General features: G+C 59.1%; 11 protein-coding genes and 1 pseudogene. 7 read left to right on the forward strand and 5 right to left on the reverse strand.

Annotated elements, in window-relative coordinates:
• Positions 1 to 440: 440 nt before the first annotated feature.
• Positions 441 to 974: a DUF3087 domain-containing protein gene (locus F8N85_RS29520; protein WP_150806989.1), complete on the forward strand. Its 534-nt coding sequence runs from the start codon at positions 441 to 443 to the stop codon at positions 972 to 974.
• A gap of 42 nt (positions 975 to 1,016) precedes the next feature.
• On the opposite strand, the pseudogene F8N85_RS29525 reads toward F8N85_RS29520, so the two are convergent.
• Positions 1,017 to 1,154 (reverse strand): annotated as a pseudogene (locus F8N85_RS29525) (LysR family transcriptional regulator); the annotation flags it as partial.
• A 630-nt stretch (positions 1,155 to 1,784) separates the two neighbouring features.
• Between F8N85_RS29525 and F8N85_RS29530 the strand changes: the two are divergent.
• The 6 genes from F8N85_RS29530 to F8N85_RS29555 all read left to right on the forward strand — a co-directional run bounded on the left by F8N85_RS29530 (position 1,785) and on the right by F8N85_RS29555 (position 9,042).
• Positions 1,785 to 2,549: an enoyl-CoA hydratase/isomerase family protein gene (locus tag F8N85_RS29530; RefSeq protein ID WP_150806990.1), complete on the forward strand. Its 765-nt coding sequence runs from the start codon at positions 1,785 to 1,787 to the stop codon at positions 2,547 to 2,549.
• A gap of 156 nt (positions 2,550 to 2,705) precedes the next feature.
• Positions 2,706 to 3,767 (forward strand): ABC transporter substrate-binding protein, encoded by a 1,062-nt coding sequence (locus tag F8N85_RS29535; protein WP_150806991.1) that lies wholly within the window; start codon positions 2,706 to 2,708, stop codon positions 3,765 to 3,767.
• A gap of 12 nt (positions 3,768 to 3,779) precedes the next feature.
• On the forward strand, positions 3,780 to 4,850 hold the full coding sequence (locus tag F8N85_RS29540; protein ID WP_150806992.1) for an ABC transporter ATP-binding protein: 1,071 nt from the start codon (positions 3,780 to 3,782) through the stop codon (positions 4,848 to 4,850).
• Entirely contained in the window at positions 4,847 to 6,550 is a 1,704-nt protein-coding gene (locus tag F8N85_RS29545) for an ABC transporter permease subunit (protein ID WP_150806993.1), read from the forward strand. Before F8N85_RS29540 ends, F8N85_RS29545 begins: the two co-directional genes overlap by 4 nt.
• Before the next feature lie 3 nt (positions 6,551 to 6,553).
• Entirely contained in the window at positions 6,554 to 8,107 is a 1,554-nt protein-coding gene (locus tag F8N85_RS29550; protein ID WP_150806994.1) for an AMP-binding protein, read from the forward strand.
• 131 nt (positions 8,108 to 8,238) lie between these two features.
• Positions 8,239 to 9,042: an IclR family transcriptional regulator gene (locus F8N85_RS29555; RefSeq protein ID WP_263596393.1), complete on the forward strand. Its 804-nt coding sequence runs from the start codon at positions 8,239 to 8,241 to the stop codon at positions 9,040 to 9,042.
• Positions 9,043 to 9,120: 78 nt separating this feature from the next.
• Here F8N85_RS29555 and proC read toward each other — a convergent pair whose 3' ends face one another.
• The 4 genes from proC to dapA all read right to left on the reverse strand — a co-directional run bounded on the left by proC (position 9,121) and on the right by dapA (position 13,210).
• Positions 9,121 to 9,924: a pyrroline-5-carboxylate reductase gene (proC, locus tag F8N85_RS29560; RefSeq protein ID WP_150806996.1), complete on the reverse strand. Its 804-nt coding sequence runs from the start codon at positions 9,922 to 9,924 to the stop codon at positions 9,121 to 9,123.
• Positions 9,925 to 10,076: 152 nt separating this feature from the next.
• Positions 10,077 to 11,237 carry an alpha-hydroxy acid oxidase gene (locus tag F8N85_RS29565; RefSeq protein WP_150806997.1) on the reverse strand — a complete coding sequence of 387 codons (1,161 nt, stop codon included), beginning with the start codon at positions 11,235 to 11,237 and terminating at the stop codon, positions 10,077 to 10,079.
• Positions 11,238 to 11,341: 104 nt separating this feature from the next.
• On the reverse strand, positions 11,342 to 12,172 hold the full coding sequence (locus F8N85_RS29570) for an IclR family transcriptional regulator (RefSeq protein WP_150806998.1): 831 nt from the start codon (positions 12,170 to 12,172) through the stop codon (positions 11,342 to 11,344).
• A gap of 99 nt (positions 12,173 to 12,271) precedes the next feature.
• On the reverse strand, positions 12,272 to 13,210 hold the full coding sequence (gene dapA / locus F8N85_RS29575; protein ID WP_224795772.1) for a 4-hydroxy-tetrahydrodipicolinate synthase: 939 nt from the start codon (positions 13,208 to 13,210) through the stop codon (positions 12,272 to 12,274).
• Between the last annotated feature and the right edge of the window lie 9 nt (positions 13,211 to 13,219).

Below are 13,219 nucleotides of genomic sequence, written 5' to 3' on the forward strand. Positions count from 1 at the left end.
GCCATTGAGCCAGTGCAGCTCAGTGACATGAAGATAGTGGGCAGCAAACGCGGTCGCGCGTAGCGAGATATTCTTTTCGACGACAGGATGGGAAAGCCAAAAACGTGATGAGTTCCGGTGGTCACTGTTAGCCGGAGGGTGCCGTTCGATTGGCGGGTTGCATATGGACTGTCCCCAATTCGCGCAGTGTCCCTCATTCTATAGCTGATCCTGATGGCGCCTGCTACTTCGCTCTGCATGGATCATCCTACGGTAACGCTCCAGGCTTTGGCGTTGGCAAGCCGTCGTCATGGCAAAAAAACGTTGACTGAGCACTTCAGCACCCAGGGCAAGGTCTTTGAAAACTATGCCAAATCATTAAGCGTGTCTATGTGCGTCTCTACGGGGGATAATGCCCGGCAATCGTATTATCAACTCGACAAAGGGGTCCAGCAGGCGTGATGTTCGAGATCAAACAGTGGAATCCTGAAACCTATCGACGCCAGACCCGACGCAGCAGTTTGTACATAGCCCTGGGCTTTGTGCTGCTGGCAATGCTGTTGTCGACCCTGGCAGTGACGCTGTTCGGCGAACCCGGCGGCGATAATTTCCGGTTGAACCTGGCTGGCGTGATTGCCGCGCTGCTGCTGGGTGTAGTGCTGATGCGGGTCAAATTCTGGGCGCAGCCGTGGATGGCGGCGGCGGTCTATGGCTGGCAACTCAAGCGTAGCCTGATGCGTATCACCAACGTCATGCATCACGTCACCGCCGGCGTGCTGGTCGATGATCCGACGGCCATGAAACTGCTGCGCTTTTATCATCTGGGCCTCACGCAGATGCACCAACTGGATGCCAACTCCAGCTCCCACAGCCAGATGGTGCACGAGATTGACCAGCACAAGGCGCGCATGGAGGCGCTGGCCATCGATACCGAGCAGTCTCGACTGGATCCGGCCTGGCTTGAGACGGTGAAGAAGATTCCTGCAACCCGCTAAACACCGCGATACAGCGGCTGCTCGCGCTGATCCCGATCGGGCTCAAACCAGCAGCCGCAGCGTTTCAAGGAGTTGTCGATCTTCCTTTTTGGCGGAACGGGCATGGCGCCGAATGACCTGCAACAGGCATTCGGTGAAACAGATCGCCGCATTGCTCAATGCGCCATTGCGCCGAGTGACATGTGGTGGGTGCGCACAAACCTCTGTAGGAGCTGCCGCAGGCTGCGATCTTTTGATCTTCGCCATGTGGTGGACATAGAAAAGATCGCAGCCTATCGGCAGCTCCTACGCCGACCGCGTACACCTGCAATATGCTGGGTGCGCACAAACCTCTGTAGGAGCTGCCGCAGGCTGCGATCTTTTGATCTTCGCTATGTGGTGGCCATAGAAAAGATCGCAGCCTATCGGCAGCTCCTACACCGACCGGGTACACCTGCAATGTGGTGGGTGCGCACAAACCTCTGTAGCTGCATCGTAGCGGGCGCAAAAATTCGATGCCTTCTCGCGGACCCCCGCGCCAATCCTGAACACCCTTCACATCGTCGAACAACAGGGCCTGCAAGCGGCCCTTATTGCCATGGTACCAGAGCGCAAAGCGATGCGGATTTCACCTTCGGGTGTCACGAACCGCTGACGCCCACGCATTGCACAAGCCTGCATCGAAACCCTGCCAGTCGCCCGGACTGCTCCCAAGGTGCACAACCCACACGAGCACTTCTGATGATCAACCTCGAGCGCGATCTTTCCGCTTGCGGGTAAATCAATATGGTTATATCGTAATTAGACATCAACTATTGCATAGAGATAACCATGTCAAGCATTGTGCTAGAAACTCAAGGTTCCGTGGCAGTTATCACCCTCAATCGTCCTGCAGTCCTCAACGCCTGGACTACGTCCATGCGTAACGAAATCATCGATGCCTTGCTTGCTTACGACGCCGACGCGTCTATCAAGGCGGTGATCATGACCGGCGCTGGGGACCGTGCCTTTTCGGCGGGGCAGGACCTCTCCGAAGCCCATGATTTTGATGGTGAGCGTGCGGTGCAATGGGTGGGTGAATGGGAGCGCTACTACGACACCCTGCGCGGCCTGTCCAAGCCGCTGGTCATCGCGCTTAACGGCACTGCCGCAGGCTCTGCGTTCCAGGTCGCGTTGCTGGGCGATATTAGCGTCGGTCATCCGGGTGTGCGCATGGGTCAACCCGAGATCAACTCCGGCATTCCGAGTACTACCGGTCCATGGATCATGAACAGCATGCTGGGTATGTCGCGCACCATCGAGCTGACCTTGACCGGACGCCTGATGGACGCCGAGGAGTGCCATCGAATCGGCCTGATCCACTACCTGGTGCCGGCCAACGAAGTGTTCGCCAAAGCCATGCAGGTGGCCAACGAGCTGGCGAACAAGCCACCGGTCGCCATGCGCCTGGACAAGCAGCGTTTTCGCGAGATGAGCGACCCCGATTTCAAGAGCGCCATCGAAGCCGGCCGGCGCTTGCAGAAAGAGGCGTACGACTCCGGTGAGCCAGCGCGCATGATGGAAGCGTTTTTCAAACAGCGTGCCAAGCAGGCCTGATTAACAACTCGCAATTCGCCGCCGGCCTACAGGGCCGGTGGCTACAACAATGCGCACGGCGGCGGCAATGTACCCTCACCGGCAACTCCCACGACCTTGTGAACTGCCGATGTCTTCGCCGTTTATCGATGCTTTCGTTTTTCGCAGGAGTCCTTCATGAGCAACCCAGAAAGCCCTGACCGTCGAAATCTGCTCAAGGCCGGCATGACCCTCGCACTGGCCTGCAGCCTGCCGAGCGTGGTGCGTGCTTCCGACCGCCAGATTATTGTTTCCGACCCCGGTGGCCCCTATACCAAGGCCTACCGCAAAGCGTTCTACGACCCCTTTGAACAGGCCACCGGCATCAAGGTGATCAGCGTCGCCCGCGAGTCGCAGCCGGTTGCGCAGTTCTCGGCCATGGTCAAGACCCGCAACTTCGTATGGGATGTGACGACCCTGACGATTTCGGCGGACATTCCCTACCTGGAAAGCCAGGGCTACCTCGAGCCTATCGGTCTGAGCAGTGCGGAATTTCCGGACTTGCTGCCCGAGGCCATCACCCCGAACTTCCTTGGCGTCGATGTGTACTCCACTGTTCTGGCCTATCGCACCGATACCTTCGCCAACAATAGCCCGCAGTCCTGGGCAGATTTCTGGAACGTCGAGAAATTCCCGGGCCGCCGCTGCCTGCGCCGTAGTCCGCTGGACACCCTGGAACAGGCATTGCTGGCAGACGGCGTAGAGCTGGACGCGCTGTATCCGCTGGACGTCGACCGGGCCTTCAAAAGCCTGGACAAGATCAAGCCACACATCGACCTGTGGTGGACCTCCGGGGCCCAGGCCATGCAAGCCATACAGAGTGGTGAGGTGGACTTGATATCGATCTGGAACGGTCGCGCCCAGGCTGCGCTGGAGAACGGTGCTCCGGTGCAGATCGTCTGGAACCAGGGGTTGTATTCCATTGAAGGGTGGGCCATTCCGAAGGGTACCCCGCGCGCTGACATGGCCAAGCAATTCGTGCGTTTTTGCGCTGATGCGAAACGCCAGGCCGCGTTCACCGATGACCTGGCCTACGGCCCGACCAATCGCAAGTCCTTCGAACAGATCCCCGCCGATCGCGCTGCACTGTTGCCGACCGCGCCGCAGAATCTGAAGAACATGCGCCTGCCCAGTCCCCAATGGTGGGAAGCGAACCGTACTCAGGTGACTGAACGTTTCAACGCCTGGATCTTGTCGTAAGGGAGTCGTTGCATGAGCGTAAAACTTGAAACACGTGGGCTGGGCAAGACCTATGGCCAGTTCGTCGCGCTGCAGCCCACTGATATCCAGGTGCGCGAAGGGGAGTTTCTCACCCTGTTGGGACCTTCGGGCTCAGGCAAATCGACCCTGCTGCAGATGATTTCAGGGCTGGTGCCGCCGAGCAGCGGACAGTTGCTGATCGACGGCCAGGAGGCCACCCATATCGCACCGGGCAAACGCGGCATCGGCCTGGTGTTCCAGAGCTATGCGTTATTTCCGCACATGAGCGTGCGAGACAACGTCGCTTACGGTCTGCGCATGCGCAAGTACGAAAAGCGCAAGCTCGAAAGCGCAGTCGACGATGCGCTGAACATGGTGCGCATGCACGAGTTCGCCCATCGCTATCCCAGCGAGCTGTCCGGCGGGCAACAGCAGCGTATTGCCCTGGCGCGCTGCTTCGCTTATCGGCCATCGGTCATTCTGCTCGACGAACCCCTCGGCGCACTGGACAAGAATCTGCGTGAGCATATGCAACTGGAAATTCGCCGAATGCACAAGGAGCTGGGGGCGACCTTCATCTACGTGACGCACGATCAGGAAGAAGCACTGACCCTGTCTGATCGCATTTGCCTGATGAACAAGGCGCGCATTGAACAACTGGCCACGCCCCAAGAACTTTACGACCGTCCGGCCAGTCTGTTCGCCGCCGAGTTCATCGGTCACTCCAACGTGCTGCAGGGCAAGCGCGCCAACGCCACTCAATTGCATGTCGAAGGGCGCCTGCTTGAACTCAGCGGCTGCATTGGGCACGAAGTTTCGTCCAAGGTCGACAGCACTGACACCTTCGTGTTGGTGCGCCCGGAAGCGGCGCGCCTGACCGAGCCAGGCGCCGGGCTGTTGGTGGGCAGTGTCGACGAATGCGTGTTCCTGGGCAGTGATACGCGTGCCCTGGTCCGCCTGCCCTCGGGTGCCCGGTTCAGCGTGCGCTGCGCACGCCATATCAACCCGCGCGTCGGTGATGACGTAGGGATCACCTGGGACGCCCATCGAGCCACCTTGTTGCCCGCGCAGGTCCGCTCATGAGCCTGCCTAAACGCCTGTTGCCGGCCATCCCGGCGCTCTTGTTCCTGGGTGTGTTCTTTCTGTTGCCGGTAGCAGAAATGCTGATGGGCAGTTTTCAGAACACCAGCGGCGAGCTGAGCCTGAGTAATTTCGAACGCATCGCTTCGACGCCGATTTACGGCCGGGTGCTTGGCATCACCTTCTGGATATCGGCACTTACCGCGTTGCTCTCGGTGCTGTTGGCCTACCCGGTGACCTACCTCCTGACGCGCTTGTCGCCCAAGGGACGCGAGCGCTGGATGATCTGGATCATGCTGCCGTTCTGGACGAGCTATCTGGTCAAGACCTACGCCTGGATGCTGCTACTGTCGCGCAAGGGTTTGGTCACCACGATGGTGGCGCAGTTCATCGACAATCCCTCCGGAATGGTTCCGGCGTTGTCCGGCGTGCTGATCGGCATGGTTCACTCGATGCTGCCGCTGGCGGTCATCACATTGCTGCCGATCATGCGCAGCATTGATCAGCGTCTCGCGCCCGCCGCGCAAACCCTCGGCGCCAGCGGACCGATGAGCTTCTTCAGTATCTTCCTGCCACTGTCGGCGCCGGGCATCGCCGCCGCGGCGCTGCTGGTGTTCATTACCAGCCTGGGCTTCTTCATCGTACCCGCGCTGCTGGGCTCGCCGCGGGAAATGATGGTTGCGCAGTTGGTGATCTCTTCGGTGCTCGACCTGTTCGACATGCACTTTGCAGGCGCACTGTCGGTGGTGCTGCTGATCTGTTCGTTGCTCGTGTTTGTGGTCTACGACCGGGTCGCGGGGCTGTCCTCCCTCGGCGGAGAGGCGCCCAAGGGCCGCCAGTCGGGCCTTGGTCTGCGACTGTTATTCGCCATCGGTCACTTCTGCTCGCGGTTCAGTTCCGGGCGCCAGCGGGGTGGTGATGGAGTGATGCTGCCCGGCTACAGTTTGCTGCTGGTATTGCTCTTGATTTTGCCGGTATTGGTGGTGATTCCCCTGGCCTTTACCAGCAGTCCATTTATCGCTTTCCCGCCCAAGCTCTACAGTTTCAAATGGTTCGCCGAGTTCTTTACGTCCCCGGTGTGGCAGGCGGCATTGCTGCGCTCCTTCGGCGTGGGTGTGGCGACGGCGCTGCTGGCACTGGTGCTCGGGTTCGGTGCGACCATGGCCATGACCCGCATGTCGGCACGCTGGCGCAAGGGTCTTTTCGCGCTATTCATCGCACCCCTTATCGTGCCGCGTATTGTTATCGCCCTGGGGCTGCTTTACCTGTTCTCGCGCGTGGGCCTGGCGGGCAAGGACCTGGGGTTGGTACTCGGTCATACGGTGCTGGCGTTGCCTTACGTGGTGGTGACCCTGGCGGCAGCCTTTCGACAGTACGACATGCGCCTTGACGATGCTGCACGCATTCTTGGCGCCGGCACCTTCACCCGATTGCGCACAGTGACCCTGCCGCTGATGGCGGGCAGCCTGATGTCGGCTTTCCTGCTGGCGTTCATTACCTCGTTCGACGACCTGACCATCGCCATCTTCGTCAGTGGCGGTATCAACACCACGTTGCCCAAGCAAATGTGGGACAGCATTCAGTTGGCGCTCACACCGACTCTGGCCGCGGTATCCACTACGTTGTTGGGCTTCATTGTGCTGTTCGTTGTGGTCGCCCAATGGGTCGCGCGCCGCTCCCTTTCCAAACGTCAAGGCTCCTGAACGATGCATAACTTCCCTAGCGAATTTTTCCCCCAGCGCATTGCGGACGACCATTTGACTGCCGCGCCGCTGATTCATGCCGGCCTGATGAACGATGACACCCGTGTACGCATCACCTTCGAGGGGCGTTCGCTGCAGACTGGCGAACTGCGCGCAAGGGTCGCGGCGCTGCAGGCAGTGTTGGCCGCGCGAGGGCTGAAACCCGGGCAGCGGGTGGCGGTGATGCTGGGCAACAGCGACGAGCAGATTGTGCTGATCTATGCGTTGATCCTGTCCGGGCTGGTGTGGATTCCGATCAATACACGGCTGCGCGGTCCTGGCCTGGATTACCCGTTCGAACACGCCAGGCCCGATTTGGTGGTGGCTGACGATGAATTCGAGCCGCTGCTGCAACAAGGTGTGGCCGCCGCTCTGCCATACCAGTCGATCAATGCCCTGCACGGTGCCGCCCAGGCCTACGCGGATGCGCCGTTGCAGTGGGTGGACAGCGCCAGTGATGCCGCGCTGTGCCTGATCTACACCTCGGGCACGACCGGTGCACCCAAGGGCGTGATCTTCACCCACCGCATGATGCGGATCGCCGGCGAGGCCGTGCTGTTAGTGGCCGATGTGCAAGCGGGCGACCGTCTGCTGCTGTGGGAACCCTTGTGTCATATCGGTGGCGCGCAGATGTTACTGCTACCGTTTCTGGCCGACGTACAACTGAACGTGGTGCAACGCTTTTCCGCGAGCCGTTTCTGGGCCCAATGCGAAGCGGTAGGGGCGACTCAATTGCATTATCTGGGCGGGGTGCTCGATATCCTCATGCAACAGGATGCCTCCACCTGGCCGACGCGCCATAGCCTGCGCACGCTATGGGGGGCAGGGGTCTCCCTGAACAACTGGGCGGATATCGAAAAACGTTTCGGCTGCCAATTGCGCGAGTGCTACGGCATGACCGAGTGCGCCAGTTTCGCCACCCTCAACGCCAACAATAAACCGGGCTCCGTGGGCAAGGCATTGCCGTGGTTGACGGTCGAACTGCTGGATGCCGAGCACCGGCCGGTAGCCGTTGGACAGTTGGGCGAGATCGTCCTGTCCAGCCCCGTAGAGGGTGTGTTTCTGCCCGGCTACCTGGATAACCCCACGGCCACCGGACAAGCGCTGCGCAACGGGCGGTTGCATACCGGCGACATGGCGCGCTTCGACGCCGACGGCGATCTGTTTTTCGTCGGACGACGTACCGACAGCATGCGGGTACGCGGTGAGAACGTGTCAGCGTGGGAGGTGGAACGCGTATTCAGCAGTCACCCTGCAGTGCGTGCCTGTGCGGCTGTGGGTGTGCAATCGACGATTGGTGAGCAGGAGATCCTGCTCTATGTCCAATTCGAGGATAACGCGGTCGCTGATTGGCCCGCCGTCGCTCAGTGGGCTACGCAACGATTGGCGTCTTACCAGCAGCCGCGTTACTACCGGCGGATCGACAGCTTCGAGATGACGCCCAGCGAGCGGATCAAGAAACACCTGTTGGCGCGAACCCTCGAAGGTGCGTGGGACGGGCGGACGCAACGCGCGTAGCTAAAAGCTCAGGCGGGGGCGCCAAGGATTTCACTATGATTTCGCGCAATGTGACAGACAGTCAGTGAATAGCGATAGACTATATCCAGCAAACCGCACTATTCCATTTCACGACGCGATGTAATGCACCCATGGCCAACCCCCGCTCGCCGAAAAAAACGGTAACTGATCCCACCGCTTCCTCGCTGTATGTGCAATCCGTGGAGAAAGCCATGAAAGTACTCATGGCCTTCGATGGCAGCCAACGGCAACTGTCGTTGTCGGAAATCGCCGGGCTGACCGGCATGGACCTCAGCGCGGCGCAACGCTTCACTTACACACTCGCTACCCTGGGCTACCTGAACAAGGACCAGAGCAAGAAGTATGAGTTGTCCCCCAAGCTGCTCGATTTCACCTTCCACTACCTCAGCTCCAGCGATCTGGTTAACCGCGCCGCACCTTATCTGCAGCAGTTGAGCGCGGAAACCGAGGAAGCGACCAACCTCACGGTGATGGACGACACAGACATTGTCTTCGTCCAGCGGATCGTCAGCCGTCACGTCTTCAACGCCAACGTCATTGTCGGTACCCGCTTGCCTGCCTGGTGCACCGCACCCGGCTTGGCGCTGCTGGCCACCTACCCGGATGACGAAGTCAACGACATCTTCGACCGCAGCCAGTTCGTCCAGCACACCCCGGCCACCATCACCGACCGTGGGCAGATCTGGGCGAACGTGGAGCAGGTCCGCCAGCAACGCTTTGCCCACGTCGAGGACCAGTTCTTCTACGGCGATGTGTCCACCGCCGCCGCCATTCTGGACGGTTCGGGGCGCGGGATTGGCGCGGTTAACGTGGCGGTGTCGCGTTCGCGCTGGGTCGCGGAACGGGACATGCGACGCTACGCCGACCTGCTGATTTCCACCGCCTCTTCGATTTCAGCGAAGCGCAAATCCTGAGCCGAGGATAGCAAGCCGTCGCGTTTATGGATGTTCGGTGAACAAGGCAGCTCAAGGCACTGCCTTGTTTTGAGTTCACTAACCGCCAGTGTTTGCGTCTGCCGATAACTCCTGCGAGCGTCGATAAGCCGCTTGTGTCGCCGCTTCAATCAAGTGGCGAAGCGCTTGATCCTGTTCGAAGACGCCAATGGCCGCTGCAGTCGTGCCGTTGGGCGAGGTGACGGCGGTGCGCAAATCGACAATGTTTGCGTCTTCCCGGGTCTGCTGGCGAGCGGCGCCCAGTGCGGTCTGGCTGGCCAGGTCCAGCGCCAGTTGGGGCGCCAGTCCCAGAAGGACTCCGGCCTGGGCCAGGGCTTCACTGAACAAGTGGTAGTAGGCCGGGCCACTGCCTGAAATCGCGGTGACTGCATCAAGCAGGCGTTCCTGCTCAAGCCAGTAGCTGCGCCCCACACTGTCGAATAATTGGCTGACCAAGGCACGGCGTGCGTCATCCAGTCTCGCGTCTGCGTAGAGCCCTGTGCAGCCGGCGTTGACCAGCACCGGGGTATTGGGCATGGCCCGGATCACCGGGCAGCGTCGGGAAAGGGCATGATCCAGGGCTTCGGTGGTGATACCTGCCGCGACTGAAATAACCACCGCGCCCTTGCAGATCGCGTCGGGCAGGGACGCCGCGACGCTACACACCTTGTCGGGTTTGACCGCGATGACTATCAGGTCGAAGGGCTGTTGCGTAACGGCTTGCAGATCCGGGTACAAGGTTGCCCGAAGGCCAGGATGCTGATGCGGGTCGACGGCGCTGATGGCGTCAACCAGGCCCGTTGCCAGCCAGGCCTCTCCGATGGCGCTGCCCATGCGCCCGTAACCAATAAATAGAACGTTCATGGTTTGATCTCCCGATAAGTCGCATGACTTGTTTTAAAAAAGATACAGCGTGTTGAAATGTTCAGGTGTCAGCGTGCCGCCGATAGCTGTCGGATTCTCGTGATAAAAACAGTGTTTTGCTCAGGGAGGATTGCCGCCCCGGAGTGACTTGGTTAGCGTGCCGATGACGTTAAGTAACTTAAGTTCCTGCACTCTCCAACCGAGTGAGTACCTAACATCTTTAAGGTCAGATCCATTTCCTCCCTTAACATGTGCATGATGTCGTTTGCGCCTTCCTGGCCGGCGGCTGCCAATCCCCATAAGGGTAAACGCCCGACCATGACGGCATCAGCGCCCAGCGCGAGATACTTCAAAATGTCACTGCCGCGGGTCACACCGCTGTCGGCAATGATCTGCATATCGCCGCGGACCGCATCCGCTATGGCCGGGAGTACATCGATGGGCGCCGGGGCGATATCGAGGTTACGTCCACCATGGGCCGAAACGACGATGGCATCCGCACCTTCATCCCGGGCGATAAGCGCGTCCTGGGTGCTTAACACGCCCTTGATGACGATACGCCCGTGCCACCAGGTGCGGATCTGTCGAATGTCTTTCCAGGTCAGGCGGTTTTCCAGCCTCACGGCCTCGTGGACAGTCTGTTGGGTGACAGCGCTACGGAACTGCGCAGGATAATGCCCATACGAGGGCATCCCGGATGACAGCATCTGCCGCAGCCATACCGAAGCCAGCCAGGAAGGGTGGCAAAGCACATCCAGCATGAGCCCGAGGGTCGGTTTCAACGGGATCGAAAAGCCATTTCTGACGTTGTATTCGCGCTTTGGACTGACGGGTGTGTCGGCGGTGATGACCAGGCAATCCACGGTTGATGCCTGGGCGCGTTCCAGCAATTGGCGGGTCAGGTTTCGGTCTTTCCACACGTAGAGCTGAAACCAGAGCTTGGCATCAGGCACGCTCTGTCTGATCGCTTCCACCGTGGTGACCGACTGTGTAGAAACGCAGAAGGGAATACCCAGGTCCCGAGCGGTTTTCGCCAGTTTGATTTCACCCTGGTAGGAAACCAGTCCCGCCAGTGCCGTGGGGGCTATGACCACCGGCATGTCCAGCGATTGACCCAATAACGTTGTCCTGAGATCAGGACGGTCGATGCCGGTCAATATGGAGGGCGTCAGCGTGATGTGATCCAGACTTGAACGGATTCGCGAAAGAGCGCGTTCATCCTCGCTGCCTCGATCGATATATTGAAATAGCGCGTTTGGCAAACGTTGTCTGGCCCGGGCCCTGTAATCAATAAAGTTCAATAAGGATGACATAAGCCCTCGTCCGTATATAAAGGGAAATGCAACGTGGATTGTTGGATCCTGGCTGCCTTTTCATTTCCCATGCACGCGGTAAGTTTTGTTATAGGGTGTTTGGCTTACGAGAAAAACTTCTTGGCGGATAGCGACGTGGCTACCACTTGGACATGCTGCGTGAGTTCTTCTTCGACGCGTTCTTTCGTCCAGCGAGTTGTCGGTACCGCGATAGTAATGGCCGCCACCGCATGGCCATGTTCATCCAATATGGCCGAGGCCACGGCGATGTCTCCCAGAACGGTTTCATTGGAGATAATGGCGTAGCCTGTTTCAGCGGCGCGCTGCATACGCTCGCGTAATAAACCTTTGTCGGTGATGGTATAAGGCGTCAGTGCCCGAAGATGGGTTGCTTCAATCGCGGCTTCCTGCTCCTGGGCGGTGCAGTGAGATAGGATGGCCGTACCTGACGCCGTAAACACCGCGGGCAAGCGGCTGCCGACCATGATGTCGACATTGATCAAGTGCCGACCCGGGTAGCGGCCCACGTAGACGACCTCATGCCCATCGAGTTCTTGCAGGTTAGTGGTTTCGCCAAGGGTACTGCTCAGGTCGACCAAGTAAGGCGCGGCTTTATGCAGTAACTCATGAGCGCAAAGAAAGTTGTAGGAAAACTGCAGTACCTTGGAGGTCAGTGCGTAATCCCGGCTGTCATGGACACGGCGAAGATAGCCCAGTGCTTCCAATGTGAATACCAGGCGTTGAGCCGCACTTCGATCAAGCCCGGACAACTTCGCGATCTCCGAGAGCGGCATCTGCCGTTTGGGATGGTCAAAGGCATGAAGTATTTGAAAGGTTTTTTCAGTTGACCCAACATATAATGACGAATTACGAGGATCCCCAGCGACCTCTATATCGGTTTTTTTGGTGGCTCTGGGAGGGCGAGAGTTCGGCATTTTTTGAGCGGTCCATAAAATGTTATGAAATTATATTGTGGCATTCACCCGTGCCCTTGCATAGCGCTGGGGCACGGGTGCGGCGCCGGTTATTTTGAACTAACGAGCCTCCGTGGATACCTTCTCGAACATATCCAGAAGTTTGCTGTACTCGACTCTGAGCGCATTACGTAAATCTTCCTTTGGTTCACGCAGGGGCGCCAGAAGGGCAGGGGCATTGACCCCGATCAAGTCCATGACTGACTTCATGGGCCCTGGATTGGTTTCTGAAAATGCCAGGTTCATCAGTGGAATCAGTTGCCGGTGCAGCGCCAGTGCCTCGCTGGTTTTACCCGCGCTAGCAAGGTCGAACACCCGGCGCCAGGTTTTCGGCAGCAGGTTCGCGGTGACTACAATCCCGCCTGTTGCACCCGCCGCCACCTGCAATGGGAAAAGCGTGTCTTCGCCGCTGAGCACCGCGAACGATTTGTCCACGCCGGCGATGACCTGCAGGAAGTGGTACATGTCCGTGTTGCAGGCCTTCATGCCGATGATGCGTTCATGCCGGGACAGCTCGTGAAGCACCTCGGGGTCGATCGAGATTCGTGTGCGATAGGGGATCTCGTAAATGAGGATGGGCAGCGGCGACTCATCGGCGTACCGCAAAAAGTAATCGCGGATGCCGACCTGAGTCGGGTTGGTGTAGTAGGGCGTGATGACCAGCAGGCCATCGGCGCCTGCGGTGGCAAAGTCCTCTGCCGCCGCCATCGCGTCGTGATAGCCGGTGTCCAGTACCCCGCAGATCACTGGCATGCGTTGGTCTGCATGCTTGGCGCACAGTTCGACGAAGCGGATCCGTTCATGTTTTGACAGGGCCCCGTACTCGCCGGTGCCACCCAGCGGCACAACACCGTCCACGCCTTGCCCCGTCAACCAGGTGAACAGCGCTTCAGTGGCTTTTACGTCAATCGTGTCATCACTCTGCACCGGCGTGGTAATGGCCGGGAAAATGCCTTTGAGGCGTTCAGAATCGAGCATGGATGTTTCTCCTTTAATCATGGGGTACGG

The organism is Pseudomonas fluorescens, from assembly GCF_902497875.1.
Lineage (GTDB): Bacteria > Pseudomonadota > Gammaproteobacteria > Pseudomonadales > Pseudomonadaceae > Aquipseudomonas > Aquipseudomonas fluorescens_BR.